The 26,584-nt window shown below is 73.5% G+C and carries 24 protein-coding genes; 19 read left to right on the top strand and 5 right to left on the bottom strand.

The features are described 5' to 3' along the window. Positions 1 to 50: 50 nt before the first annotated feature. The 5 genes from AC07CM_RS38525 (at position 51) to AC07CM_RS38505 (ending at position 3,558) form a co-directional block, all read left to right on the top strand. Positions 51 to 602 carry a DUF5134 domain-containing protein gene (locus AC07CM_RS38525; protein ID WP_478881187.1) on the top strand — a complete coding sequence of 184 codons (552 nt, stop codon included), beginning with the start codon at positions 51 to 53 and terminating at the stop codon, positions 600 to 602. A gap of 94 nt (positions 603 to 696) precedes the next feature. Continuing rightward, on the top strand, positions 697 to 1,632 hold the full coding sequence (locus tag AC07CM_RS38520) for a M56 family metallopeptidase (RefSeq protein WP_478881177.1): 936 nt from the start codon (positions 697 to 699) through the stop codon (positions 1,630 to 1,632). A gap of 63 nt (positions 1,633 to 1,695) precedes the next feature. Beyond that, on the top strand, positions 1,696 to 2,397 hold the full coding sequence (locus AC07CM_RS38515; protein WP_478881176.1) for a phosphatase PAP2 family protein: 702 nt from the start codon (positions 1,696 to 1,698) through the stop codon (positions 2,395 to 2,397). Next, on the top strand, positions 2,394 to 3,083 hold the full coding sequence (locus tag AC07CM_RS38510) for an HAD family hydrolase (protein ID WP_478881175.1): 690 nt from the start codon (positions 2,394 to 2,396) through the stop codon (positions 3,081 to 3,083). Before AC07CM_RS38515 ends, AC07CM_RS38510 begins: the two co-directional genes overlap by 4 nt. A 280-nt stretch (positions 3,084 to 3,363) precedes the next feature. Then, on the top strand, positions 3,364 to 3,558 hold the full coding sequence (locus AC07CM_RS38505; protein WP_478881174.1) for a hypothetical protein: 195 nt from the start codon (positions 3,364 to 3,366) through the stop codon (positions 3,556 to 3,558). 487 nt (positions 3,559 to 4,045) lie between these two features. Here the strand turns inward: AC07CM_RS38505 and AC07CM_RS38500 are convergent, their stop codons facing one another. Next, a complete protein-coding gene (locus AC07CM_RS38500) occupies positions 4,046 to 4,315 on the bottom strand; it encodes a LexA family protein (RefSeq protein WP_478881173.1) in 270 nt (89 codons plus the stop codon). A gap of 1,690 nt (positions 4,316 to 6,005) precedes the next feature. Here AC07CM_RS38500 and AC07CM_RS38495 point away from each other — a divergent pair. The 5 genes from AC07CM_RS38495 to AC07CM_RS38475 all read left to right on the top strand — a co-directional run bounded on the left by AC07CM_RS38495 (position 6,006) and on the right by AC07CM_RS38475 (position 11,231). Then, a complete protein-coding gene (locus AC07CM_RS38495; RefSeq protein ID WP_478881172.1) occupies positions 6,006 to 6,596 on the top strand; it encodes a hypothetical protein in 591 nt (196 codons plus the stop codon). A gap of 189 nt (positions 6,597 to 6,785) precedes the next feature. Further along, positions 6,786 to 7,451, top strand: coding sequence for a TetR/AcrR family transcriptional regulator (locus AC07CM_RS38490; protein WP_478881171.1), 666 nt, complete (start codon positions 6,786 to 6,788; stop codon positions 7,449 to 7,451). Between the two features lie 129 nt (positions 7,452 to 7,580). Continuing rightward, the gene (locus AC07CM_RS38485; protein ID WP_478881170.1) at positions 7,581 to 8,921 is read left to right on the top strand and encodes an FAD-dependent oxidoreductase; all 1,341 of its coding nucleotides are present in this window, start codon (positions 7,581 to 7,583) and stop codon (positions 8,919 to 8,921) included. A 128-nt stretch (positions 8,922 to 9,049) separates the two neighbouring features. Beyond that, positions 9,050 to 10,438, top strand: coding sequence for a nucleobase:cation symporter-2 family protein (locus AC07CM_RS38480; protein ID WP_478881169.1), 1,389 nt, complete (start codon positions 9,050 to 9,052; stop codon positions 10,436 to 10,438). Positions 10,439 to 10,508: 70 nt separating this feature from the next. Then, positions 10,509 to 11,231, top strand: a complete 723-nt coding sequence (locus AC07CM_RS38475; RefSeq protein WP_478881168.1) for a pectate lyase — start codon at positions 10,509 to 10,511, stop codon at positions 11,229 to 11,231. 110 nt (positions 11,232 to 11,341) lie between these two features. On the opposite strand, the gene AC07CM_RS38470 is transcribed toward AC07CM_RS38475, so the two are convergent. Beyond that, positions 11,342 to 12,094 (bottom strand): PaaX family transcriptional regulator C-terminal domain-containing protein, encoded by a 753-nt coding sequence (locus AC07CM_RS38470; protein WP_478881186.1) that lies wholly within the window; start codon positions 12,092 to 12,094, stop codon positions 11,342 to 11,344. A gap of 71 nt (positions 12,095 to 12,165) precedes the next feature. Between AC07CM_RS38470 and AC07CM_RS38465 the strand changes: the two genes are divergently transcribed. Both AC07CM_RS38465 and AC07CM_RS38460 read left to right on the top strand, forming a co-directional pair. Next, complete coding sequence (locus AC07CM_RS38465; RefSeq protein WP_478881167.1) at positions 12,166 to 13,833, top strand: DNA alkylation response protein; 1,668 nt, start codon at positions 12,166 to 12,168, stop codon at positions 13,831 to 13,833. Between the two features lie 145 nt (positions 13,834 to 13,978). Continuing rightward, the gene (locus tag AC07CM_RS38460; RefSeq protein ID WP_478881166.1) at positions 13,979 to 15,955 is read left to right on the top strand and encodes a HEAT repeat domain-containing protein; all 1,977 of its coding nucleotides are present in this window, start codon (positions 13,979 to 13,981) and stop codon (positions 15,953 to 15,955) included. A gap of 120 nt (positions 15,956 to 16,075) precedes the next feature. Here AC07CM_RS38460 and AC07CM_RS38455 read toward each other — a convergent pair whose 3' ends face one another. Further along, complete coding sequence (locus AC07CM_RS38455) at positions 16,076 to 16,663, bottom strand: Rv1733c family protein (RefSeq protein WP_478881165.1); 588 nt, start codon at positions 16,661 to 16,663, stop codon at positions 16,076 to 16,078. Between the two features lie 272 nt (positions 16,664 to 16,935). Between AC07CM_RS38455 and AC07CM_RS38450 the strand changes: the two genes are divergently transcribed. The 4 genes from AC07CM_RS38450 to AC07CM_RS38435 all read left to right on the top strand — a co-directional run bounded on the left by AC07CM_RS38450 (position 16,936) and on the right by AC07CM_RS38435 (position 20,817). Further along, a complete protein-coding gene (locus AC07CM_RS38450; protein ID WP_478881164.1) occupies positions 16,936 to 18,021 on the top strand; it encodes a WD40/YVTN/BNR-like repeat-containing protein in 1,086 nt (361 codons plus the stop codon). 84 nt (positions 18,022 to 18,105) lie between these two features. Further along, the gene (locus AC07CM_RS38445; RefSeq protein ID WP_478881163.1) at positions 18,106 to 18,783 is read left to right on the top strand and encodes a uracil-DNA glycosylase; all 678 of its coding nucleotides are present in this window, start codon (positions 18,106 to 18,108) and stop codon (positions 18,781 to 18,783) included. Next, entirely contained in the window at positions 18,780 to 19,754 is a 975-nt protein-coding gene (locus tag AC07CM_RS38440; protein ID WP_478881162.1) for an N-acetylglucosamine kinase, read from the top strand. Before AC07CM_RS38445 ends, AC07CM_RS38440 begins: the two co-directional genes overlap by 4 nt. Before the next feature lie 142 nt (positions 19,755 to 19,896). Then, complete coding sequence (locus AC07CM_RS38435) at positions 19,897 to 20,817, top strand: sirohydrochlorin chelatase (protein ID WP_478881161.1); 921 nt, start codon at positions 19,897 to 19,899, stop codon at positions 20,815 to 20,817. 138 nt (positions 20,818 to 20,955) lie between these two features. Here the strand turns inward: AC07CM_RS38435 and AC07CM_RS38430 are convergent, their stop codons facing one another. Together AC07CM_RS38430 and AC07CM_RS38425 are read right to left on the bottom strand one after the other, a co-directional pair. Next, complete coding sequence (locus tag AC07CM_RS38430; protein WP_478881160.1) at positions 20,956 to 21,987, bottom strand: lactonase family protein; 1,032 nt, start codon at positions 21,985 to 21,987, stop codon at positions 20,956 to 20,958. An 81-nt stretch (positions 21,988 to 22,068) separates the two neighbouring features. Continuing rightward, positions 22,069 to 23,559 (bottom strand): FUSC family protein, encoded by a 1,491-nt coding sequence (locus AC07CM_RS38425; protein ID WP_478881159.1) that lies wholly within the window; start codon positions 23,557 to 23,559, stop codon positions 22,069 to 22,071. Positions 23,560 to 23,791: 232 nt separating this feature from the next. Here AC07CM_RS38425 and AC07CM_RS38420 point away from each other — a divergent pair, with 232 nt between their 5' ends. The 3 genes from AC07CM_RS38420 (at position 23,792) to AC07CM_RS38410 (ending at position 26,563) form a co-directional block, all read left to right on the top strand. Further along, positions 23,792 to 24,268: an Lrp/AsnC family transcriptional regulator gene (locus AC07CM_RS38420; protein WP_478881158.1), complete on the top strand. Its 477-nt coding sequence runs from the start codon at positions 23,792 to 23,794 to the stop codon at positions 24,266 to 24,268. Between the two features lie 19 nt (positions 24,269 to 24,287). Beyond that, entirely contained in the window at positions 24,288 to 24,983 is a 696-nt protein-coding gene (locus AC07CM_RS38415; protein ID WP_478881157.1) for an HAD family hydrolase, read from the top strand. Between the two features lie 77 nt (positions 24,984 to 25,060). Beyond that, positions 25,061 to 26,563, top strand: a complete 1,503-nt coding sequence (locus AC07CM_RS38410) for an MFS transporter (protein ID WP_478881156.1) — start codon at positions 25,061 to 25,063, stop codon at positions 26,561 to 26,563. Positions 26,564 to 26,584 lie beyond the last annotated feature (21 nt).

Below are 26,584 nucleotides of genomic sequence, written 5' to 3'. Positions count from 1 at the left end.
GTGCCGTGGGCATCGCATCCTCGACCGACCGTCGGGAGGGGGTGGCACGCGTGCACGGTCCGGCCTGGCCGGCCTGGCTGCTGGTCGCGCTGTGCGCGGCAACCGGGGCCTACTGCCTGCTGCGCATGCGCAGCGCCGTCGAGGAGCAGCGCCGCGCCGCGGGCGGCGAGGCGCTCATGGGCTTCGGCATGGCCGCGATGGCCGTGCCCGCCGCGGTGTTCACTCCACCGGGGTGGGCATGGCCGCTGTACGCGGTCGTGTTCGGCGCGGCGGCACTGCGCGCCCTGTGGGCCGCGCGCGGCGGACCGCACCATCTGCACCATCTGATGGGCACGGCGGCGATGGTCTACATGTCCCTCGCCATGGCGGCCTCCCCCACCCCTCACCACCACGCGCACACCGGCGCCGGAGTGCCTCTCGTGACGGGCGTGCTGCTGCTCTACTTCACCGGCTACGTGCTGCTCTCCGGCGCCCGTCTGGTGCCCGCCACGGTGGCGGCGGGCGGCACGGTGGCGGTGCGCTGGGGCGACCGTCCGGAACTCGCGCGGGCGTGCCGGCTGTCGATGGGGATCGGCATGGTGGCGATGCTGCTGACGATGTGAACCGCCGGGCCCGGCAGGACCCGGGCGTTGCCTGCGTCACTTCGGCGCCGGGGACCGTACCCGTGGGCGGCGCGTCGCTCATAGGGTGCTGCCCATGATGGTCCCCGTGGCACTGTTGCTGCTCGGCGCCCTGACCGCCGTCGTCGCCCCGCGGCTGCTCGCCCGGGCCGACTGGACGGACCGTGAGCCGGTGGTCGCCCTGTGGGCGTGGCAGTGCGTGGTGGCGGCCGTGCTGCTGTGCTGCGCGCTGTCGATGACGCTCAGTGCGGCGGCGGCCTGGCAGGCGGTACGCGGGCACGTGTTCGGGACGGCTCCGCGCGCGGTGGTGGACGCCTACGCTCTCGGCGCGGCCGGGCCGTGGGCGGCGGCGACCGCGGTGACGCTCGCCTGCGGCGGGCTGTGGAGCCTGGCGATGCTGGTCCGTGAGGTCGTGCGGGCCCGGGCGCGGCGGTGTCTGCGGCGCACCGAACTCCTCGTGCGCGCCCCGCTGTTGCCGGGCGAGGAGCCGGCCGGCGGGCGGCTGGTGCTGCTGGAGGGGGAGCGCCCCGACGTCTGGCGGCTGCCCGGTACCGCGCCCCGGCTCGTCATCACCACGGCCGCCCTCCGCCGGCTGAAGGGGCGTCAACTGGATGCGCTGCTCGCCCATGAGGAGGGGCACGACCGGGCGCGGCACGACTGGTTGCTGCACTGCTCGGCCGCGCTGGCGGGCGGCTTCCCGCAGGTGCCGGTGTTCGCCGCCTTCCGCGACGAGATGCACCGGCTGGTCGAGCTGGCCGCCGACGACATGGCCTCCCGGCGCTTCGGCCGGCTGACGACCGCGCTGGCCCTGGTCGAACTCAACGAGGACCGGGGCGTGTTCGGGCCCTGCCCCACCCCCGAGGCGCATGTCCCCCAGCGCGTGCACCGGCTGCTGACTCCCCCGGACCGCCTCCCGGCACTGCACCGGCTGCGCCTGACGGCGACGGCCGCGCTGGTGCCGGTGATCCCGGTCCTGGTGGCGCTGGTACCGGGGCTGCGGGCCCTGGGCTGACGAGCCGGAGCGCACGGCCGGAGGTGGTGGCCCGTACCCCGTCCCGTCGACGAAGATCGCCGCATGCACCGCCAACCCGCCGAGCCCCCGCCCCGCCCGCCCGTCCACCGCACCGCGGCCGTCGTGGCCGCCGTGCTCGCCGCCTGCTCCGCACTGCTGCTGACACTCGTCGCGACGCGGTGGCATCCCCTGCTCGCGTTGGACGGCGGCATCTCCCGGCGCACGCACCGCTGGGCCGTGCGGGACCACGGCCTCACGCACGCCTTCCGCATTCTGACGGACTGGGTCTGGGACCCGTTGACCATGCGCCTGGTGTGCGCGGCCGCCGTGCTCTGGCTGGTGTGGCGCCGCGCGGCCTGGTCGGCGACGGTGTGGCCGGCGGTCACCGTGGCCCTGGCCACGGTCGTGCAGCAGTCCCTGAAGGCGGCCGTCGGCCGGCCCCGCCCCGTCTGGCCGGATCCCGTCGACACAGCGCACTACGCGGCCTTCCCCTCCGGGCACGCGATGACGGCCACCGTGGTCTGCGGGCTCCTGCTGTGGCTGCTGCACCGCCACCGCCCGGGCCGCGCTCTGTGGTGTACGGCGGTTGCCGTGGCCGCCGTCTCCGTGGCGGGCGTGGGCCTGACCCGCGTGTGGCTGGGTGTGCACTGGCCCTCGGACGTGGTGGGCGGCTGGCTGCTCGGGGCCCTGGTGGTGGCGGTGGCCGTGACCGTGGCCGAGTGGCGGCGGGCCGCACCGGGCGCCCGGGTAGAGTCCGCCGCATGACTGCCGTGCTCTTCGATTTCTCGGGGACCCTGTTCCGCGTCGAGTCCACCGAGTCCTGGCTGCGTGCCGTGCTGGAGGAGGCCGGCCTGACCCTGCCGGAGTCCGAACTGGTGGAGAAGGCGAAGGCGTTGGAGGTGGCCGGGGCGCTGGCCGGCGGGGCGAACCCGGTCGACCTGCCGGCGGACCTGGCCGGACTGTGGGCGGTACGGGACGAGAGCGCCGAACTGCACCGGGCCGCCTACACCGGGCTGTCACGGCGCGTGCCGCTGCCCGATCCGGATCTGCACGACGCGCTGTACGACCGCCACATGTCCCCCGCCGCCTGGGCGCCGTACCCGGACACCACCGAGGTGCTGCGCACGCTGCGCGAGCGCGGGATCGGCGTCGGCGTGGTCAGCAACATCGGCTGGGACCTGCGCCCGGTCTTCCGTGAGCACGGTCTCGACCCCTTGGTGGACGCCTACACGCTGTCGTACGAACACGGCGTGCAGAAGCCGGACCCCCGGCTGTTCTCGGCCGCGTGCGCGCAACTGGGCGTCGATCCGCGGCAGGTGCTGATGGTCGGTGACAGCAGGGCCGCGGACGGCGGTGCGGCCGCGCTGGGCTGCCGTGTGCACTTCGTGGACCATCTGCCCGTGGCGCAGCGGCCCGACGCGCTGCTGCCGGTGCTGGACCTGGTCGGCTGACCCGGACTCCGCCCGCTGTACGACGACGGCGGCACAGGGTGCACCACGCCGCCCGTCCGAGACGATCCCCCGCGTCGCCCCAGACGGACGGCAGCGATGCATGGACCTGCCAGGACTCAGCGTTTCCGCAGGTGGCGGCCCCTCTGACCTGACGTACTGCCGGATTGCTTGGGTGTTCCTCCGGCTTGCTGGTGCCGGACTGTCTCCCAAGTGGCAGAGCCACGACCACCGGAACCTGCGTACCAATATCAATGTCAGTGGCCGCGGCTACGCTGCTCGCATGTCCACCTCTCCCCCGTTTCCGGATGTCGTGCGGCCGACCTCGGCCGTGAACGCGGATATTCGTGCGCTGATGCAGCAGGCGGGCGGCGTGCTGCGGGCGGAGGATCGGCCGGTGTATCAGCGGCTCATCGCCGAGTGGACAGCGGCGACCTCGAGGGAGCGGGCGCTCGGGGAGATGGCGACCGCCGCGTAGGATCCCGTGGTGGCAGAACTCGACCTTCCCGGCGAGCTGATCGAGCTGAAACGTTCCGCCTGGGCTGCGGCACAGCAGGGCACTCTCACCGCCAAGCAGGCCGCCGAGGTGCAGGCCGCGTTCGCCGAGGAAGCCGGGCACGACCGGTACACGGTCGAGATGGGGCTGAAGAAGCTCGTTCGCCACGCGGAGCCGGGGCCTGACAGCAGCCCGCCCCCGGCTGCATCACGGCCAGGGGCGGTACCAAGCCCAGAGCGTGGGCTGATGGATGACTCGAGCTTACGACTGACCACTGACAATGCCGGGACTCTCCTCCGGCCAGACGGCCGGCTCCTCGCCGGTGTCCTCGTCGGTGAGGGTGACCCGGACGCCGGGCATAGTGCCGTACTCACCGACCCAGCGGATCAGTTCGCTGCGCGCGGTCGCCTCACGATCCCACCAGCCGTGCTGTACCGGCCGGCCGCCGGAGGTGAGCGGCCGGTACTGGTCACGCGAGCCGAATCCCTCGCCGCTGGCCGGTCTCGCGGACGATACCGCCCTTCGCGACGAGCTCGTAGTGGACGAAGGCGCGGCTGCACATGCCGACCGCGGCGCCGATCTGCGCGTAGGTGGGGGCCTCGCCGTGCTCGGCGATGTGCCGGCGGATACAGCGGAGGATGCGCTCCTGGATGTCGGTGAGGTAATTCCGTGGCAAGAGCGTGAAGGCCGCCCGGCAGGCCCTCGACAGCGGTACGTCGATCACCGTGAACGACGCCACGGGCGCGAAGCGCTGGGTGCTGATGGAGTCGAACTGGGAGGTGTGCGCACAGAAGCCGGCCGCAGGTGCGAAACTGAACGGGCAGCCAGTAACCCTCGGCGCAGTCAAGTACGGGGAGCACTGCCCGTAGGAACGACGAAGCGCCCCGCCGCCTGCCGGAGCAGGGGCGGGGAGTTGTCAGTCTTCGTCGTCGACCGGGGGCAGGGGCGGCGGTCGAGGAACGGCCACGAGTCGTGCCAGTCGATCAGCCACGTCTGCAGGATGGTGACGACTCCCCCGCGGGCTGTGAGCGACAGCGGCTCCAAGCGGACGGGCGGGGGGGACGACTGCCGGAGACAGCGGACCCCGCCGCTGCCGGGGTGCAGCGAGTCGGCGAGTCGGGCGTACAAACCGTCGGGCCCGGCAAGAGGTTGGCGTCGGCCCGATCGGTGCAGGGCCGGCAGGCCGGGTGCCCGAGCTCGGCCTCGTACAAGGTGCACCAGCAGATCGTGCACTGCGGGGCGGCGGCGTCGTTCACGGCTTGCTCCATTCGGAGGACGTGCGGTTACGTGCGGTGCGGTGGCGCGTTGGTGCTGTATGAGCGGAAGTCACAGACGGAAGCGGTCAGGGTCGCCGGCGTTCAGGCAGTTGCAGGGGCAGCTGGCTCGTGCCGCTGCTGCGATGTACGGGTCGAGGACACCGCGGCGGAAGGCTGAGGAAACGCTTCGCCCGGCGGAGGCGGAGGCGGAGGCGGAGGCGGAGGCGGATGACGGCCGGGGTGAGACGGCGCCGACCGGCTCGAGCTGAGGTCACCGCCTCTCCTTCTCGACCAGCAACGGTCGTTGTCGGCGCATTCATGGACGGTGGGCCCGGCCGACGGGTCGTCGGCCGGGCCGGCGAGCCATGCGCGCCCGCAGCCCTCGTTGGGGCAGGCCAGGACATCGTCCCAGGCGTGACGGGGCCGGGAAACCTCCGTGAGCTCCACGCCGTCGGGGATCTCGCACTGCGGCAAGCAGTCGATGCGGTCGCTCATGCTGCTGCCTCTCGCTGCTGGCTGGGCACATGGATCTGGTGGACGCCGAGTTCGCCGACGGCGAGGGCGACAGCGACGGCTTGCGCGCGGTCGGTGGCGCCGAGCCGGAGGTCGGGCGGCGGACAAGATCTCGGCGACGGAGTGGCGGGTGACGCCTCGCCAGGTGGCGATCTCCGCGTTGCTGTTGTGGTTGGCCACGAGCAGCAACACCTCCCGCTGCGCGGCGGTCAGGCCTCTCACGGCTGCCTCCCGTTCTTGCTGCGCCCGCCGGGGTCGAGGTGGCCGTCGGCGGTGGCGAGCATGTCGAGGGCTCGGGAGAGGACGAGGGTGGGCTGCTGGCCGCGGTAGAGCGGCGAAGGATGATGCGGGTCATGTTCGACGACGCCGTCACCTCGAAGGTTCGCGGCGACAACCCAGTCCCTACGCTCACGGCGAGGCGCAGGGGCAAGTACAAGGGCAAGCAGCAGCAGGAGACGATCCTCGCCACCCCGCGCCAGGCTCTGCTGCCGGCCCGGAACGCCCGGGAGATGCGCGGCATCGTCGGCTATGCCCTGGTCCTCACCATCGCCTACTGCGGGCTGCGGATCTCCGAAGCGGCCGGCCTACGGCGCGAGCACCTCATCCTCGAAGACCACGGCCAGGGGTTCCGGCTGCTCGTGCAGGAGCAGCACCAGTACGGTGGACGGCAAGCCGGCCCAGGTGGATCCGAAGTACGGCTCCACAGGCAGCCTGATCTTGCCGCCGTTCCTCGCCGAGCTGCTGCGCGAGGTGCCGGCCTCGCATCAGTCGCCCTGGGTCTTCCCGTCGGCGGAGGGCCGGAGGATGAGCACCAGTGCCTACTTCTACTCGGACATCCGGCGCCGCTCGGTAGACGGCCACGAGGCGGAGCCGGACCGGCTCGGCTGGCCGGCCCGGCTGCCGGACATGCGCGCCGTCGCCGGTATCGAGGACGTCGTCCCGCACGGCCTGCGCCACAGCATGAAGGGGTGGCTGGACGAGCTGAAGCACCCGAGGGTTGCGGTCGAGGAGCGGATGCGGCACGTTATTCCTGGAGTTGAGGGCACGTACTCCCACACGACGCCGGCGATGAAGCTGGACATCGCGGCGGATCTGCACAAGCTGTGGGAGGCCTCGGTGGCGGTGAAGGATCACCACCGCGAGTGGGAGGATCCCCGCCCTCGCCGTTCAGAGCGTGGCCCCCGCGAGTTGATCTCCCATAAATCTCCCACGCGCGAAACTGATGAGCTGGACGACGAGGAAGCGGCGTAGCCAGAATCAGGGTCTGACCTGCGACGCACCGGTCAGAGGCGGACTCGGCACACAGAACCGACGCCGCCCGTCTGAGACGATCCCCCGCGTCGCCCCAGACGGACGGCAGCTCTGAACGGGCCCCGCGCACAGCGGTGCCACCACGTTGAGTATAGTTGGCTGGCAGCCAGTCAACGCAGGAGTTACAGGATGTCCCCGCGCAGCGCCTCGGTCAATGAAGAGTTGCGCCGGCGTTCTCGGGAGCGGCTGCTGCAGGCCGCCGTCGAGCTGGTCGACGAGCACGGCTTCGAGGCCACCACCCTCGGCGACATCGCGGACCGGGCGGGGTCGGCGCGCGGACTGGTGTCGTACTACTTCCCCGGCAAGCGCCAGCTCGTCCAGTCCGCCGTGCACCGGCTGATGCACCGCACGCTGGAGGAGGCGCTCGAGCGGGAGCCGCGCACCGAGGACGGCCGGGAGCGGCTGGCCCGGGCCATCGACGCGATCCTCGGGCTCGCCCGCGACCGGCCGGTCCTCATGCGCCAGCACATGGCGGGGCTGCTGCAGGCCGAGGGCTTCGTGCAGTGCCCGGAGCAGCGCCGCCTGTCGGAGCTGCTCGGCGACACCGTCGCCCGGTACGGCTCCGAGGACGTGACGGCCGACTACCCCCTGCTGCGTGCCCTGCTCATGGGCGCGGTGTACGCGGCACTGGTACCAGGAGTACCGATGCCCGTACCGGCGCTGCGGGCCGAGCTGTTCAAGCGCTACGGACTCGACTGGGAGCTGGGCGCACCGCCGGGGAGCGACGCGGACGCCGAGGCGGGGCGCGCACATGATCTGTCGCGGTTCTTCGCGACCGAGGAGCGAGGCGAGTAGCGACCGCCGGGGCGGTCACCTGGAGAGCGGACACGCGTCCGCATCACCCCGCCGGCCCCTGCCGCCGGAGGCCCGGCGGTGCCATGCTGGAGCCGTCCGCACACTCTCCTTGGGGCAAGGAGCACCGCCGTGCTGCGTGTCGCCGTCGTCGGATCCGGGCCGAGCGGGTGTTACACCGCCCAGACCCTGGTCCAGCTGGATCCCGAGGTGCGGGTGGACGTGCTGGACCGGCTGCCGTGCCCCTACGGCCTGGTGCGCTACGGCGTCGCCCCGGACCACGAGAAGATCAAGTCCCTGCAGGGCAGCCTGCGGACGGTGCTGGAGCACGAGCGGGTGCGCTTCCTCGGCGGGGTCCGGGTGACCGGGCCCGGCGGGCTGCCCGTGGAACGGTTGCGGACGCTGTACCACGCGGTCGTGTACTGCGTGGGCGCCGCCACCGACCGCCACCTCGGTATCCCGGGCGAGGAGTTGCCCGGCAGCTGGTCGGCGACCGAGTTCGTGTCCTGGTACAGCGCGCATCCGGACGCCGTGGACGCCGGGTTCGTGCGCGGTGTCAGGTCGGCGGTGGTCATCGGCGTGGGCAACGTGGCCGTGGACGTCACCCGGATGCTGGTGCGGGGCGCCGGTGAGCTGCGCCCGACGGACATGCCGCAGGCGGCGCTGGACGCGCTGGCGGCGAGCGGGGTCGCCGAGGTCCACATGGTCGGCCGGCGCGGCCCCTCACAGGCCCGCTTCACCACCAAGGAGCTGCGCGAGCTGGGCGGCCTGCCCGGAACCCAGGTTTCGCTGGACGCGGACGAGTTGGAGCTGGACCCCGGATACGCGGACCCCTCCGCGCTGCCCGCCGTACAGCACCGCAACGTGGAGGCGCTGCGCGGCTGGGCGGCCGCCGCGCCCCTGCGCACGGACCGGCGGATCCGGCTGCGGTTCTTCCTGCGGCCCGTGGAAGTGCTCGCGGAAGGCGGCCGGGTGAGTGCCGTGCGGTTCGAGCGGACGGCGCCGGACGGACAGGGCGGCGTGACGGGCACCGGCCGGTACGAGGACGTGCCGGCACAGCTGGTGCTGCGTTCGGTGGGCTATCGCGGGATGCCGCTGGAGGGGCTGCCGTTCGACGCGTCGAGCGGCACCGTGCCGCACCGGGAGGGCCGCGTGCTGCGCGACGGCACCCCCTCCCCGGGCGAGTACGTCGCCGGATGGATCAAGCGCGGCCCGACGGGTGTCATCGGCACCAACCGTCCGTGCGCCAAGGAGACCGCGATCTCCCTGCTCACGGACGCGCCCGCGCTCGTACGCGACGGCGTGCCGGACGACGCCGTCCCGGCGCTGCGGGCGGCGGGCATGGAGCCGGTGCCGTGGGCGGGCTGGCAGGCCATCGAGCGCGCCGAGGCCGACCTGGGCACTCGCCTGGGCCGGGGTGTGGTCAAGCTGGCCGACTGGGACGCGCTGCTGGGGGCGGCGCGGACGGCGTAGCGGAGTCGACCGCCTCCGGATGGCCATGACACACACCGGCAACCCACCGGAAATCAACAGACTGTTCAAGGCGCCTACGGTCACCTGCTGTTCGGATGCCACTTCCCCACCGCCGCTCTGGAGTCCCCATGTCCCCGACCGCCGAGGTCCACCCCGTCGACGCGATACCACCGGTACGGCAGCTGGCGGCCTTCGGTCTCCAGCATGTGCTCGCGATGTACGCGGGCGCCGTCGCGGTGCCGCTGATCGTGGGCGGCGCGATGAAGCTGTCGCCCGCCGACCTGGCGTATCTGATCACCGCCGATCTGCTGGTGTGCGGCGTGGCCACGCTGATCCAGTGCGTCGGGTTCTGGCGGTTCGGCGTACGGCTGCCGATCATGCAGGGCTGCACGTTCGCGGCCGTGTCGCCGATGGTACTAATCGGGACGACGGGCGGCGGGCTGCCCGCGATCTACGGGTCGGTGATCGTCGCGGGACTCGCCATCGTGCTGCTCGCACCGGTCTTCGGCCGGCTGCTGCGCTTCTTCCCGCCGCTGGTCACCGGCACGGTAATCCTGATCATCGGCGTCTCGCTGCTGCCGGTGGCGGGCAACTGGGCCGCGGGCGGCGCCGGCGCGAAGGACTTCGGGGAGCCGAGGAACCTGGCGCTGGCGGCGTTCGTGCTGGCGGTCGTGCTCGGCGTGCAGCGGTTCGCGCCGGCCCCCCTCGGCCGGATCGCCGTGCTGATCGGCATCGCGGTGGGCCTGGCCGTCGCCGTGCCGTTCGGGTTCACCGACTTCGGCGGGGTCGGGGACGCGGACTGGCTGGGGGTCAGCACGCCGTTCCACTTCGGCGCCCCGGGGTTCAAGGCGTCCGCGATCGTCTCCATGCTGGTGGTGGCGCTGGTGACGATGACGGAGACCACCGGTGACCTGATCGCCGTCGGTGAGATGACCGGGCGGCGGGTGGAGCCGCGCTCGCTGGCCGACGGCCTGCGCGCGGACGGCCTGTCGACCGTCCTCGGCGGAGTGCTCAACACCTTCCCGTACACGGCGTACGCACAGAACGTGGGCCTGGTCGGGATGACCCGGGTGCGCAGCCGCTGGGTGGTCGCGGCGGCCGGCGGCATCCTCGTCCTGCTCGGTCTGCTGCCCAAACTGGGCGCGGTGGTCGCGGCGATCCCCGCGCCGGTGCTCGGCGGGGCGGGCCTGGTGATGTTCGGGACGGTCGCGGCGAGCGGACTGCGCACGCTGGCCCGCGTCGGCTTCAGGGGGAACGACAACCTGACGGTGGTGGCCGTCTCGGTGGCCGTCGGCCTGCTGCCGGTGGGCGTGCCCACGGTCTACGCGAAGTTCCCGGACTGGTTCCAGACGGTGATGAACAGCGGCATCAGTGCGGGCTGCCTGACGGCGATCGCCCTGAACCTGCTGTTCAACCACCTTCCCGCGAAGGCGGGTTCGGCCACGCCCGCCGAGCCGGAAGGCCCCCCGGCCGCCGGTGCCGAGGCCCCCGGGACGCCTGCGGAGGAGACCCGCTAGACCGGTCGGCACGGCGCTCCCACCCCGCTTCCTCACTGACCGAAAACCGCCTGCGCGAGGCGTTGATGGCATGGTCATGGCTGTCGACGGGACCGCGGGCGCGGCGACCTGGCCCACGGCCAACGGCAGCCAGGCGGTCTCCGCCACCGTCTCGCTGTCCGGCACCAAGGACTACGGGATGAAGCGCCTGTACGGCACCGGGGACCTCGGCACCGACGGGCAGAGCGAGAGCCAGGACCCGATCCTGGAACTGGCCCCCGGCACCGTGCTGAAGAACGTCATCATCGGCTCCCCCGCCGCGGACGGCATCCACTGCCTGGGCAGCTGCACGCTGCAGAACGTGTGGTGGGAGGACGTCGGCGAGGACGCGGCCACCTTCCTCGGCTCCTCGTCCTCCAACGTCTACACCGTGAGCGGCGGCGGGGCGAAGGAGGCCAGTGACAAGGTGTTCCAGTTCAACGGCGCCGGGACCCTGAACGTCTCCGGCTTCGCCGTGCGGAACTTCGGCAAGCTGGTCCGCTCGTGCGGCAACTGCAGGACGCAGTACAGGCGAACGATCAACCTCAACACCATCGAGGCGACCTACAAGGGCAGCGCGATCGTCGGCATCAACACCAACTACGGCGACAGCGCGACGCTGAAGAACATCACCATCGTCGGTGACAGCGGAAAGAAGATCGTTCCCTGCCAGAAGTACATCGGCAACAAAACCGGCGCCGAGCCGGCCAAGAACGGCACCGGTCCGGACAGCGCGTACTGCAAGTACGCGTCCTCGGACATCACCTACGAGTAGGCGCCGATGGGCCGCCGTCCGCCACGGACGGCGGCCTCCGGGGCGCCGGCAGGCGCCGTGGCCGGGAAGGCCGGCGAGGAACCGTACGACGTCCGCACCCGGGCCACCCCTCACGCTCCCGTCGTCCCCAGCGAGGCCGCCAACTCCCGCTGGTACGCGGCATAGGCCGTGCGCAGCGCCTCCCCCGGCCAGCCGGCGGGCAGGAGTCCGGGCGGGAGCACGGGGTCGGTGAGCAGATGGCGAACGGCCGCGGCGAAGGAGGTGAGACGGTCGGCCGGGTGCCGGGCGCCGGCCGCTCGAGCCCGCAGCGTCCGTGCGGTGGCCGCCCAGTCGTCCAGCGGCCACAGCCGGGCGACCTGCTCCTGCGCGGACCCGTCGGGGCGGGCGGTGTAGGACTGGGCCACGCGCGCGAGGTCGGACGGCAGGGGCCGGGCGAGGTTGGCGGGGCGGAGCCAGACGCCCTCGCGGAGTTCGGCCAGGCGCAGGGCGGTCAGCCGGCCGCGCAGGTCGGCGCGTTCGGCGGGGCCGCGCCCGGTCGCCGTGATCACCACCATCTCCCAGTCGCCGCCCCACGCGCGCGTGCGAGGACGCAGCGCCTCGTCCTGGCGGCGCTGGCGGGCCAGCAGGCGGTCGCTGAGCCCGTAGACGGCGTCCGTGCGGCGCAGGTCCCCGGCGGCCACCATCCGGCTCAGCGCGGCCCGGAGCGTGGAGCCGCCGACCCCGAAGGGCTCCACCAGCCGGACCAGGTCCTTCACCGGCAGCTCCGGCGGATGCACGCCCAGCAGCAGGCTGAGCACGACCGACCGCGCGGACAGCGGCCGCAACCCTGCCCGGCCCGGCTCGACCGAGGTGTTCATGCGCATGGGCACGTACTGTACGTGCGTCTTCATGTTGCATCATTGCTACAGCCGCAGGATGAGTGCAACATGGCCGTATGGTCTCGATACTCGCGCAGTCGGCGCCCCAGTCGCAGTACGCCACCCACGACGTCACCAACCAGGCCCCGCCCCTGGCCCCGTACGACGCCTCCGCCGACCGTGCCCTGCTGGAGGGGCTGCGCCGGGAGGGTGCCGGCTGGGCCGAGGACGGCATCCGGCGGCTGGGGCTGCGCGCCGGCAGCGAGGAGGCCCAGGAGTGGGGCGAGCAGGCGAACCGGCACGAGCCGGAGCTGCGCACCCACGACCGCTACGGCCGGCGGATCGACGAGGTCGAGTTCCACCCCAGCTGGCACCATCTGATGCGGACAGCGGTCGCCGAGGGCCTGGCCGGCGCCCCGTGGGCGGACGACCGGCCCGGCGCCCATGTGGCCCGTACGGCGGGCGGTCTGGTGTGGGGGCACACCGAGGCCGGGCACGGCTGCCCGACATCGATGACGTACGCCGCGATCCCCGCTCTGCGCGCTCAGCCGGAACTCGCCAAGGTCTACGAACCGCTGCTGACCAGCCGTACGTACGACCCGGGCCTGCGCGTCCCCACCGAGAAGCCCGGACTGCTCGCCGGAATGGGCATGACCGAGAAGCAGGGCGGCTCCGACGTCCGTACGAACACCACGGAAGCGACGCCCACCGGCGAGCCCGGCGTGTACACGCTGCGCGGGCACAAGTGGTTCACGTCGGCGCCGATGTGTGACGTCTTCCTGGTGCTGGCACAGGCCCCGGGCGGACTCTCCTGCTTCCTGGTGCCGCGGATCCTGCCGGACGGCAGCCGCAACACCTTCCGCATCCAGCGGCTGAAGGACAAACTCGGCAACCGGTCCAACGCCTCCTCGGAGCCGGAGTTCGACCGGACGGTGGCCTGGCTGGTGGGTCCGGAGGGGCGGGGTGTGAAGACCATCATCCAGATGGTCAACTGCACCCGTCTGGACTGCGTGATGTCCTCGGCGACCCTGATGCGCAAGACGCTCGTCGAGGCGGGCCACCACGCCCGGCACCGCAGCGCGTTCGGCGCGCGGCTCGTCGACCAGCCGCTGATGCGCAACGTACTGGCCGATCTGGCGCTGGAGTCGGAGGCGGCGACGACGCTCACGCTGCGACTGGCCGGAGCGGCGGACCGGGCGGTGCGCGGTGACGCCGGAGAGCGGGCCTTCCGGCGGATCGCCACCGCCGTGGGCAAGTACTGGGTCACCAAGCGGGGACCTGCGTTCACCGCCGAGGCCCTGGAGTGCCTGGGCGGCAACGGGTACGTCGAGGAGTCCGGCATGCCCCGCCACTACCGGGAGGCCCCCCTGCTCTCCATCTGGGAGGGCTCGGGGAACGTCAACGCCCTCGACGTGCTGCGCGCCCTGGGCCGGGAAGCGGACACCGCCGAGGCCCTGTTCGCCGAACTCTCCCTCGCGCGCGGGGCGGACGCCCGCCTGGACACCGCCGTGGCCGGGCTGAAGGACCAGTTGGCCGGAACCGACCAGGCGGGTGCCCGCCGGCTGGTCGAGCGGATGGCCCTCGCCCTCCAGGCCTCCCTGCTGGTCCGGTACGCCCCGCACCCGGTCGCGGACGCCTTCTGCGCGAGCCGGCTCGGCGGGGACTGGGGCCACGCGTTCGGCACGCTGCCCTCCGGCGCCGATCTGGACGCGATCCTGGAGCGGGCCCTGCCCGGCCGGAACTGATCCCTCCTCGGGGCCACCGGGCCGGATCCCGCCCGGTGGCCGGTGACAGCCGACGGATCGCACACAGTCAGTGCGTGGTTCCGCTTCGTTGTCAGTGCCGTGGTGCAGACTCGCGATCAGGTGGCACTCGTCTGGGGAGGACAACGTGTTCACGGGGATCGACGAGGTCGACTGGGCCTCGCTGCGGCACGCGTACGGCAGCGCGGAGGACGTACCCGACTGGTTGCGGGGGCTGGCCTCCGCCGACGCCGCCGAGCGACAGACCGCGCTCGACGGCATGTACGGCGCGGTGCACCACCAGGGGAACGTGTACGACTCGACGCTGGCCTGCGTTCCCTTCCTGTGCTCGCTCGCGGCCCGCGAGGCGGTGCCGGACCGGGGCTGCATCGTCGAACTGCTGGTCCGCATAGGGTCGGAGAGCGGGGACGCACGCGCGCGTGAGGCGGTGGCCGCGGACGCCGAGGTGTTCGTGTCCCTCCTCGGGGATCCGGACGCGGGAGTGCGCCGGGCGGCGGCAGGCGCCGTCGTCCGGTTCATCGACGGCCCGGCTCGCGTCCTGGATCTGTTGCGCCGGCGGATCCCGGTCGAACGGGACGACCAGGTCCTGTTCGCGCTCACGGAGGCCCTCGGCCTGTTCATGCGCAGGCACCCGGCGCACGCAGCGGCCGCTGTGGAACTCCTGGCCGCACAGAGCGCTCCGCCCTACGACCCCGCGCTGCGGCTGGCCGCGCTCGGCCAGCTCGCGCTCGGCGCCCCGGACCGGCTCCCGGCCGACCTGGTGCCGACGGCCGTCCGGCTGCTGCGGGACAGGTCCGCGCTCCGCACCCCTGTGCCGGACCCGCCCCGGAACGACACCCTGGTGGGACGGTTACGGCGGCTGCGTCCCTCGGACGAGGAGGGCGCCCAGCTGCTGCGCACCCTGCACACCGCGCTCGGCGACCGGACCGGTGACCGGATCGCCCTGCTCACCGGGCAGTTGACCAGTCCGGACCCGATGGACCGGTGCAATGCCGTGAGCCTGTCGGCGGTGCTGTTCCGCGGCTGGCGGGCCGACTGCTCGGGACCCGTGGCCCTGATCGGCGCCCAACTGGGCACGGACCAGGACCGATTACGGGACGTCGCGGCGTCGGTCCTGTCGGAGCTGTTCGAACTGGCCGCGCCCGCGGCGGACGACCTGCACTCGCTGGTGACCGCCCGGCCCGAGCTGTGGACGCACCGCTGGGAGCGCGGCGCACCCACCCTCGGCGGCCCCCTGAAAGCCCTGGCCAGGAGCGGCGATCCGCGGGCCGTGCCGGTCCTGGCCCAGGTCCTGGCCGGCCCGGTCGTACCCGACGGCCTGGGCTACGAGATCGCGCACCTCGGCCCCGCCGCGGCTCCCCTGGCCCCCGCGTTACGGCACCGGCTGAGCCGGACACCCCTGGACTCCCCCGCCACCGACACCCTCGCCGGCTCCCTGCTGGCGGCGCTCGGGGCCATCGGCGACAGGGACGCGGCACCGGAGGTACTGCGCCTGCTGTCCGGTGCGCCGTCCGGCCCGGGGCCGGGGGGCGCGCTCGCCGCACCGGTCATCGAGACACTGGACGTTCTCGGGGCCGCGGCGCCGGCGGCACCGGTCCTGCGGGAACTGCTGCACTCCCGGCACGCGGCCGCCGCGGCGGGCGCGCTGTGGTCGGCGGAGGGCGACGCCACCGTCGTACTGCCGGTCCTACTACGGGAGTTGACACAGGGTGAGCCGGGGAGCCGCCGCCTGGCCGCCCGGCATCTGGGCCGGCTCGGTCCGGCCGCCCGCGCGGCCCTGCCGGAGCTGCACCGGTCGGCCGCTTCGGGGCACGTAGGGCAGCGGGCGTCGGCCGCGTGCGCGCTGTGGCACGTCGGCCGGGACCCGGAACCCGTGCTGCCGGTGCTCCGGGCCGCCTGGTCGGAACACCCCCGCACCCGCGGCCCTGTCGCGCGGTGCCTCGCCGCCATGGGCCCGGCGGCCGCGCCCCTGCGCGACCTGGTGGCCGCGGAACTGGCCGACCTCCGGCGCCACATGGCGCGCGAGGGCGGGTCCGGCAGCCATGACATCCCCGAGGACGAGGCGCTGCTCAGGACCTGCCGGAGGGTCATGGCGGGCCTGTAGGAGCTGTCTTCCGCATCCTGCCGAGGGCGCGGGGCACGAGGTCGGCCAGGATGCGCCGCGGCCAGGGGCCGGCCTGATCCGGAAGAAGGGCCCTGGGCACCCACCGGGCCGCGGCGGCGGTCATCCGGTCGTCCGGCCCCACTGCGGCCCCAGCCGGGCCCACTCCGCGTCCCAGCGGGCCATGCGGCGGCGGTCCAGGCGGCCGCGGAGGAGGAGGCCCCCGACGAAGGGAACGGCGGCGGCGCTCAACCCCACCAGGGCTCCGGTCAGGGTGGCGCGGAAGGCCGCCTCGGAGGCGGTGGTGGGCCGGGTGACCAGGTGACCCCGCGGATCCGTCCAGACGGTGACCGGCGTCCCGGCCTTGCTGCCCGGCGCGACCCGGGTCTGGCCGGTGTGGGCGGAGCCGTCCGCGACGGTCCAGCGCACCTCGGCCCAGACCCGCTCGCCGCCGGCGTCCTCGGCGCCGGACCTGCCGGGTGCCTTCGCGACGACACGGGCGACGACGGGATGCCAGGCGGCGCGCTCCCTGGCCAGTCCGTGCTCCACCGACCCGGCCGCCGCGAGGCCCGCCGGCACGCCGGCCAGCATGGTCAGCAGCCAGGCGGCGAGCACCACCCAGGCCTCCACCACGTCGGCCCGGCGCCTGAGCGGATTGCGCCGCCAGCGCCACAGCCACACCTTGGGACCACGGAACGCCTTCAAAGGCATCCTCCTCACGAGCGCACCGACAGGCCGGACCGACCTCCCATACGGGCGGGGCCGCCCCGTTGCTCACGACGAGCCGTCTCCTCGACGGTCGCACGAGACACCCCCTTGGCGCAGGCACATGGCGCAACGGAACCGGTCGATCTTCGCGACAGGCCGTCGGCACCCCCGTGACCTGCGTGGACGCGCCGCCTGGAGCCGACTGTCAGTGGCTGGGTGCAGACTGACCGGTATCTGACGACTACCTGGACGAAGACGTCCCGGAGGTGATCGGCATGACCGAGATTCTGCTCGCCGTGGGCACCCGCAAAGGCCTGTTCATCGGGCGGCGCCGGGCAGGCGCCTGGAAGTTCGACGACAGCCCCTACTTCAACGCCCAGGCGATCTACTCGGTCGCCATCGACACCCGCGGCGGCGCACCGCGGCTCCTCGCGGGCGGCGACAGCGCGCACTGGGGCCCGTCGGTGTTCCACTCCGACGACCTGGGCCGCACCTGGACCGAACCGGCCCGGCCCGCCGTCAGGTTCCCCAAGGACACCGGCGCTTCGCTGGAGCGGGTCTGGCAGCTGCACCCGGCAGCCGCCGAACCGGACGTGGTGTACGCGGGCACGGAGCCGGCCGCGCTGTACCGCTCGGAGGACCGCGGGGAGAGCTTCGAGCTGGTGCGTCCCCTGTGGGAGCACCCGACCCGCTCCCAGTGGGTGCCGGGCGGTGGCGGTGAGGGCCTGCACACGGTGCTCACCGACGCGCGCGATCCGCGGTCGGTGACCGTGGCCGTCTCCACCGCCGGGGTGTTCCGCAGCACGGACGGCGGGGCGAGCTGGACACCCTCCAACTCGGGTGTCTCCGCGGTGTTCCTGCCGGATCCCGACCCGGAGTTCGGCCAGTGCGTGCACAAGGTCGCCAGGGACGCGGTCAACCCGGACCGGCTGTACCTGCAGAACCACTGGGGGGTGTACCGCAGCGACGACGCGGGCGCGCAGTGGACCGACATCGGCGCGGGACTGCCGTCGACGTTCGGTTTCGCGGTGGCCGCCCACCCGCACCGCCCGGACACCGCGTACGTCTTCCCGATCAACGCCGACGCCGACCGGGTGCCCGCCGGCCACCGCTGCCGGGTCTTCCGCACCCAGGACGCGGGCAAGAACTGGGAACCCCTGTCGGCGGGACTGCCGGAGGAGGACCACTACGGCACGGTGCTGCGGGACGCCCTGTGCACCGACGACGCCGACCCGGCGGGCGTGTACTTCGGCAACCGCAACGGTGAGGTGTTCGCCTCGGCCGACGACGGCGACAGCTGGCGGCAGTTGGCCTCGCACCTGCCGGACGTGCTGTGCGTGCGGGCGGCGGTGGTCGGCTGAGGGTCCCGTGTCCAGGAAACTTGACCCCTGGGGTGTTGGCCACTGGTTGATCACCGCCGTGTCCACGGCAGTAGGGTGACGCCCGTGGCACCACGACCGTTGCATGAAATCGTCGAAGCGGGCTGGGCGAAGGCCCTGGAACCCGTCGCCGGACGGATCGCCGGGATGGGCGACTTCCTGCGCTCCGAGATCGCCGAGGGACGCACCTACCTTCCGGCCGGCCCCAACGTCCTGCGGGCCTTCCAACAGCCCTTCGACGAGGTACGCGTCCTCATCGTCGGGCAGGATCCGTATCCCACCCCCGGGCACGCGGTGGGGCTGTCGTTCTCGGTCGCGTCCGAGGTACGTCCGCTGCCGCCCAGCCTGATCAACATCTTCCGGGAGCTGAACACCGACCTGGGACTGCCGCAGCCGTCCAACGGTGATCTGACGCCGTGGACCGAGCAGGGTGTGCTGCTGCTCAACAGGGCGCTCACCACCGCCCCGCGCAAGCCGGGCGCACACCGCGGCAAGGGCTGGGAGGAGGTCACCGAGCAGGCCATACGGGCCCTGGCGGCACGCGGCAAGCCGCTGGTGTCGATCCTGTGGGGCCGCGACGCCCGCAACCTCCGGCCGCTCCTGGGCCGTCTGCCGGCCGTGGAGTCCGCGCACCCCTCGCCCATGTCGGCCGACCGCGGGTTCTTCGGCTCGCGGCCGTTCAGCCGGGCCAACGACCTGCTGATCCAGCAGGGAGGGCAGCCGGTGGACTGGCGTCTGCCGTGACCGTCGCCGGTTATCTGGCCGTGGACTCCGGGGGCTCCGGTCTCCGGGTCGCCGTCGGTGTTCCGGGGCGGCCGCCGGGGGCCGTGCGGGAGTCGCGGGAGCCGGTCCGCACCGGAGCGCGCGGGATCGATCCCGCCCATCTGATGGCCCAACTGGTGCCGCTGGCCCGTGCGTCGGCGGCCGAGGCCGGGGTGGGAGAGCTGAGTACTGCCGTCGTCGGTGCCGCCGGGTTCGCCACCCTGGGCGACGCCCTGCGCGCCGAACTGCCGGGCGCGCTCGGCGGGGAGCTCGGCGTGCGTTCCGTGGCGCTCGCCGCCGACGCCGTGACGGCCTACGTGGGGGCCCTGGGGCCGCGTCCGGGTGCCGTGGTCGCCGCGGGCACCGGCCTCATCGCCATCGGCACCGACCTGACCGGCTGGCGGCGCGCGGACGGCTGGGGTCATCTGCTGGGCGACTGCGGCGGCGGTGCCTGGATCGGGCGGGCCGGGCTGGAGGCGGCGCTGCGCGCCCACGACGGCCGGGACGGCGGCTCCGCCCCGCTGCTGGCCTGCGCCGAGGAACAGTTCGGCCCGGTGCGGGGGCTGCCCGGCCTGCTCTACCCCCGTACCGACCGCCCCGCGCTGCTGGCCTCCTTCGCGCCCCGGGTGGCCGCCTGCGCCCCGGACGACCCGGTCGCCGCCGGGATCCTGGGCGCGGCGGCGCGGAACATGGCCGAGTCCGCCGCGGCGGTGTGCCCGGCCTCCGGTGCGCCGGAAGTGGCGTTCACCGGCGGCCTCTTCAAGATGGGCGAGCCGCTCCTCGCACCGCTGCGCGAGGAGGTGGCCGAGCGGCTGCCGCACGCCCTACCGGTTCCGGCTCAGGGCGATCCGCTGCACGGATGTGTGCGGATCGCGACCGAGCTGGCGGCCGGGCCGCTCACCCTGCCGGGTGATCCGGCCATGCTCTACGTGGTCCCCACAAAAGGGGATTGACCCCCTTCACGGCACATGTGTCCGGCAAGTGCCCGGAACATGCGCCAAGCGGACGTAACTCATCAGACAAAACCGGACGGATACCGCTCACCTGCACCCTCCCCGAACAAGGGAGCCCAGGAAGCCAGTAACATGCGGCGCCATGAGCTCCCCCACTGGGCCCGCGTCCGGCCTGCCAGTACGAATGCCGCGACCCCGCCAGCCCGGACGGCACCGCCGACCGGAACCGCTGGTGGCTCCCGAGGGCGCGCCCGCGCTCGTCCTCGCGGTGCCCGGCGCGCCCAGCGCCGCCACGCGCAGCCTCGCCGAGGAGGTCGTGAGCATCGCCCGCTCCGAGCTGCCCGGCCTGGACGCCCGTATCGGTTTCGTGGAGGGGGACGACTCCGAGTTCCCGACCCTCCGCTCCGTGCTGACCCGCGCCGCCGAGGAGCGCACCGCCCGCTACGAGCAGGCCGTCGCCGCCGGCATGCAGGTCAAGGAGCCCGACGGCCCGGTCGCGGTCGTCGTCCCGCTGCTGGCCGGTCCGGACAGCGCGCTGCTGCGCCAGGTCCGCCAGTCCGTGATGGACAGCCGGGTCGCCGCCGACCTGACCGATGCCCTCGGCCCGCACCCGCTGCTCGCCGAGGCGCTGCACGTGCGCCTGTCCGAGGCCGGCCTGGCCCGCGCCGACCGCGCCCGGCTGTTCACCGTGGCCACCGCCGCCGACGGCATCATCCTGGCCTCGGTGGGCGGCGAGGAGGCCGTGCAGGCGGCCGGGATCACGGGCATGCTGCTCGCCGCGCGCCTGGCCGTGCCGGTGATGGCGGCGGCTCTGGACCAGGAGGGTTCGATCGCCTCCGTCGCCGAGCAGCTGCGCTCCTCGGGCTCGCAGCAGCTGGCCCTGGCGCCGTACCTGATCGGTCCGGAGATCGACCCGGCGCTGCTGGCGGCGGCCGCCGAGGAGGCGGGCTGCCCCACGGCCGAGGCGCTGGGCGCCTACCCGGCGATCGGCAAGCTCGCCCTCGCCAAGTACACGACCGCGCTGGGCATCTCCCCGCAGCCGCAGGGCACGCCGGTCCGCTGACCCGGACGGCATCCGCACGACACAGGGCCCGCTCCAGCCACTGGAGCGGGCCCTTCGCCGTACGGCGCCGCGACCCATGACCCCGTCCTCCGGATCCTGCCGGGGGCGCGGGGCCGGCCCGATCCGGAAGAAAGGCCCCTAGCCGAAGACGACGCAGGAGGCCGCGGCGACCTCGACCGAGCCGTCGTAGCGGGGCACCCCCGAGCCCTCCTCGACGGCGAACCAGGTCACGTCACCGGAGCGCTCGTTGGCCGCGTAGAGGAAGCCGTCGTGCTCGGCCAACGCGCGCGGCCAGTGCCCGCCGCACGGCACCGTGCCGGTCAGCCGTAGACCGTCCCCCTGCACCGCGAACACGGACAGGACGTCCTCGCCTCGGGTCGCGGTCCACACGAAGCGGCCGTCGGGCGAGACCACGATGCCCGAGGGGTAGGCGTCGCCGGCGGGGGCGCCCGGCAGGACCGGGACCTCGCTCAGCGGCTTCAGGGAGCCTCCTGCGGCGTCCCAGAGGCAGACGGTGACGGTCGGGGTGAGTTCGTTGACCACGTAGGCGTGCTCGCCGTCCGGGTGGAAGGCCAGGTGGCGGGGGCCCGAGCCGGGACGGAGCGCGATCTCGCGGTGCAGGGCGGGGACGCCGCCGTCGAGCGTGCAAACGCGCACCGAGTCGGTGCCGAGGTCGACGCTGACCGCCCACCGGCCGCTGGGGTCCGGCTGCACCTGGTGGGCGTGCGGGCCGCGCTGGCGCCGGTCGTGCGGTCCGGAACCGGTGTGCCGCAGCTGCCCCGAGGGCGCCGGCGCGAGGGAGCCGTCCGGGCGGACCGGCACGGCGGTGACGCTGCCGGAGCCGTAGTCGGCGGTCAGGACGTGACCGGCGTACAGGCTGAGGTGCGTGGGGCCGCCGGCGCCGATCGGCACGGGCGGGCCGGCGGGCTCCGGCTTGTCACCGCCGACGCGGAACGCGGCGACCGCGCCCTCGGCCGTCTCGCTGACCGCGTAGAGCATGTCCCCGTCCGGGGACAGGGCCAGGTAGGAGGGGTCGGGCACGGTCCCGAGGCCGCCGGTGAGGCTCAGTGCGCCGCTGCCCGGGTGGACATCCGCGATGACCAGCCCGGGCCCGCCCGCCGCCGTGAACGACCCGATGAACGCCCTGCGTCGCCTGCCGCCTTCTGCCACCGCTGTCCCCTCTCGGTCCGCGCCAGTGCCGACGGTAGCAGTCGATCACGTTCGGTCTAGACCAACAGGGGTGGTGTCCTCTCAGGCACCCACCAGCGGCGACCCCGACGGCGTCCGCAGCGGCTCGGCCAGGTCGGCCAGCGCCCGTTCGAGGCCGTGCAGGTGGGCCAGGGCCGGCTCGGCCGGGGCCTCGGCGGGCCGGTGGACGTGCTCACGGCCGCCGTCGGTGAGCGCCTCGACCGCGGCCTCCACCCGCCAGCAGGCGGCGGCCAGGCGGGCGTCGTGGGAGGCCTCCGGGTCGGCGGCGACGGCGACCAGGCCGCGGATCTCGCGGGCGCAGTCGTCGAGGAGGGCGAGCACCCGGCGGGCGCGCCGCTTGCGGCCGAGCATCGGGTTCAGCGGGTGCACCAGCGGGGCGACCGAGAGCCGGACCCGCCCGAGCAGCTGCTCCAGTTCGGCCACGCGGGGCGCCGGGTCGGCCGTCGCCGAGCCCGCGAGCCGGGCGGCGGCCTCGGCGGTGCAGGTGTGCACGCAACGCAGGGCGCGCTGGATCCAGGTGTCGGTGGTGGCGTGGGTGGTGACGGGGAGCACGAACAGTACGGCGAGCACCGCGCCGAGGGCGCCGACTGCGGTCTCGGTGAGGCGCAGGGCGAGCAAGCCGGGGCTGAGGACGCCGAGCAGGCCGTAGAGCAGTTCGGCGAGCAGGGTCACCCAGAGCATCATCCAGGTGTAGGAGACGGCTGCCGTGTAGAAGATCCCGAAGACGGCGACGGCGACGAGGACGGCCGTGGGGACGGGCGCGCCGTGCACGGGGACGGCCAGGAGCAGGCCGAGGCCGATGCCGATGACGGTGCCGAGGACCCGCCGGAAGCCGCGTACCAGTGTCTCGCCGCGCGAGGCGGTGTTGACGAAGACCCACCAGGTGGCGCCCAGGGCCCAGTACCAGCGCTGCCCGGACACCAGCTGGCCCACGACCAGCGCGAACCCGCTGCCCGCGACCGCCTGGACCGCCTGCCGGGTGGTCACGCGGGCGAGTCCGGTCCCGGCGGGCGGCGCGGTTACGACGGCCGGGGGCAGGCCGCGCTCGTAGCACCACAGCCCGAAGCGGACGGCGGCCGCGCTGAGCACGGACAGCAGGACGGCGGCGTACAGCTCGGGCAGCTGTCCGGGCGTGGCGTGCAGGAACTGGGCCACGAAGAAGGTCATGAAGGCGAACACGCCGAGGCTGTGGCCTCGCGGACCCCAGCGGCGGGCGTACACGCCGGCGCCGATCACGGCGAGGAAGGCCAGGTCCCGTGCCACCGGGTGGTCGTGCAGCCCGGCCGCGGCGGCGAGCACGGGCACGCCGACGGCGGGCAGCAGCGCGGTGGTGACCGCCTGCCCGCGCACGGTGGTGTCGGCGACGGTGAACAGGGCGAGCAGCGCGGCGAGGCCACCGGTGACCGCGCCGGGCAGCGAGTGCCCGGCGGCCCCGCACACCACGACCGCCAGCCCGATGCCGAGGACGGCCCGGGCGGCGAAACGCAACCGCGTCCGCCCCGGGTCCGGAGCCACGAACACCCTCTTCAGCACTGCTGTCCGCCCCCTTGTGGCCATCTGCACGAAAAAGGCGCCGCGGGATCCGCAGCGCCATCGACGTGTCCATGAGAGCATCCCAGAGGGCACTGGCTCAAGTGTTGCCTGAATCACTGGACCATTGGTCCAATACCAATAGGCCCGTGCGCGTCCGGCGGAATACCAACGGCCCAGGTCGGGCGGTGTACGCGGTCCGTCCACGGATGAGCCATTGGTACAGTCGGTCCTCATGAGCGTGGACGAACTCGACACCCGCATCCTGCGGCTCCTGCTGGAGCAGCCGCGCACCAGCGTGCGCGAGTACGCCCGCATCCTCGGCGTCGCCCGCGGCACGCTCCAGGCCCGTCTGGACCGTATGGAGCGGGACGGCGTGATCACCGGCACGGGGCCCTCGCTCTCTCCCTCCGCGCTCGACCACCCGGTCCTGGCGTTCGTGCACATCGAGGTCACTCAAGGCCATCTGGACGACGTAGGGGACGCGCTGGCCGCCGTACCGGAGATCGTCGAGGCGTTCTCGATCACGGGTGGCGGCGATCTGCTGGCCCGGGTGGTGGGGCGGGACAACGCCCATCTGGAGGACGTGATCCAGAAGCTGATCAGCCTGCCGGGCGTGGTGCGCACCCGTACCGAGGTGGCCCTGCGCGAGCGCGTCCCGTACCGGCTGCTGCCCCTGGTGGAGTCGGTCGGCCGGGCGGCCCGCTCCTGACGCTTGCATCCTGGACGGCATGAACAAGCTCGGCGCTCTTTCGGTCATCTTCGATCTCGACGGAACGCTGGTGGACAGCGAGCCGAACTACTACGAGGCGAGCCGGCAGACCCTGGCCGAGCACGGCGTCCCGGACTTCACCTGGGCGGAGCATGAGGGCTACGTCGGGATCAGCACCCTGGAGACGGTCGTGATCTGGCGGGAGCGCTACGGCCTCAGCGCCCCGGTGGACGAGCTGCTCGGCGCGACGAACAGGCGCTATCTGGTGCTGGCCCGTGCCCACACGCGCCCGTACCCCGAGATGCGGAAGTTCGTGGAGCTGCTGGCCGCCGACGGCGTCCCGATGGCGGTGGCGTCCGGCTCCTCGCCCGAGGCCATCGAGGCGATCCTGACCGGGACCGGTCTGGACGCCTTCCTGCACACCGTGGTCTCGGCCGACGACGTCACCCACGGCAAGCCCGCACCCGACGTCTTCCTGGAGGCGGCCCGGCGGCTCGGGGCGGACCCGGCCGACTGCGTGGTCCTGGAGGACGCGGCACCGGGTGCGGCCGCCGCGCACGCCGCCGGCATGCGCTGCATCGCCGTCCCGTACGTGGCCGCCCAGGCCGAAGCCCCCGAGTTCGCCACGGCGTCGCTGCTCCTGCGCGGCGGACAGACGGAGTTCACGGCCCACTCGGCGTACGCGTGGCTCAGGGATTCGGTCACGGCCGGCTGAGCGGAACGCCGCCGCTCCGACGCGCGCGGAACCGCTTCTTCCGTGCGTTGGGCGGGGCGGCTGCTTAGCGTGACCCCATGACCACAGTCCAGGCCCGGCCCACCCCCGACGACCGGCGGTGGAAGGCGCTCGGGGTCTGTCTGACGGCGGGCTTCATCTCGCTGCTCGACACCTCGATCGTGAACGTCGCGCTCCCCTCGATGGAGCGCGGGCTGGGCGCATCCGAGGCCGCCCAGTCATGGATCGTCTCCGGGTATGCCCTCACCTTCGGGCTCGCGCTCGTCCCGGCGGGCCGGCTGGGCGACATGCGCGGACGGCGCCAGGCCTTCCTGCTCGGGCTCGCCGTGTTCACACTCGCCTCGGCGGCCTGCGGGCTCGCGCCCGGCCCCTCCTGGCTGGTGGTGTTCCGGCTGATCCAGGGCACGGCGGCGGGCATGGTCGCGCCGCAGACCTCGGGGCTGATCCAGCAGATGTTCCAGGGTGCCGAGCGGGCCAAGGCCTTCGGCCTGCTCGGCAGCGTGATCGGGATCTCCACGGCGGTGGGCCCGCTCGCGGGCGGACTCCTGATCGACGCCGCCGGCACCGACGACGGCTGGCGCTGGGTGTTCTTCGTCAACCTGCCCATCGGCGTGGCCGCCTTCGCCGCCGGGCTGCGGCTGCTGCCCCGTTTCCCCGCGGCGAAGGAGCAGCGGGAGGAGTTCGACCTGTTCGGGGTGCTGCTCCTGGGCTCGGGCGTGCTGGCGCTGATGCTGCCGCTGGTGCAGGAGCAGCAGTGGACCGGGCGGGAGAAGTGGGCGCTGCTGCCGGTGGCCGCACTGCTGCTGGCCGCGTTCTGGGGGTGGGAGCGGCGGCAGGGGCGGCTCGGCCGTGCCCCGCTGGTCGACCTGGCGCTGTTCTCCCTGCGCTCCTTCACCCTCGGCGCCCTGATCAGCCTGACCTACTTCGCGGGCTTCACCACGGTCTTCTTCCTCTACGCCCTGTTCCTGCAGAACGGCCTGGGCTACAGCGCGCTGGCGTCGGGGCTCACGGTCCTGCCCTTCGCGGTCGCCTCGGCGGTCGGTGCCGCCCTCGGGGGCCGGCTGGTGGTGCGCTTCGGCCGCAAGCTGGTCGTCATCGGGCTGAGCGGGGTGGCGCTGGGGCTGCTCGGGGTGGTCCTGGCGGTGCGGCTGGTGCCGGGGCAGGGCATGGGATGGGCGACGGCGCTGCCGCTGCTCGTCGGCGGGATCGGCTCCGGGCTGACGGTCTCCCCGAACACCACGCTCACGCTCACCCGGGTACCCGTCCGCCGCGCCGGTGCGGCCGGCGGGGTCCTGCAGACGGGCCAGCGCGTCGGGTCGGCGGCCGGGATCGCCGTCGTGGGCTCGGTGTACTTCGCCCACCTGGCCAACCACGGGCGCCCCACCACCGCCGTTCAGCTCGGCCTGCTCACCGCCGTGGGGCTCATCGTGATCGCGCTGCTCCTCGCGGTGGCGGACCTGCGCGAGCGCCAGGTGCGTCCCGAGCCGGAGAAGACCGGGGAGGCGGTCCGGTGGGGCGCCGAGGAGGGCGGCGCCGGAGAGACGGTCCGGCCCGGTTCCTGAACCGCCGCTCCGCTCACCTCG

It is taken from the genome of Streptomyces sp. NPDC044061 (assembly GCF_056434305.1).
The sequence above is the reverse complement of the archived record's forward strand: the minus strand, read 5'-3'. Positions and strand labels throughout refer to the sequence as shown.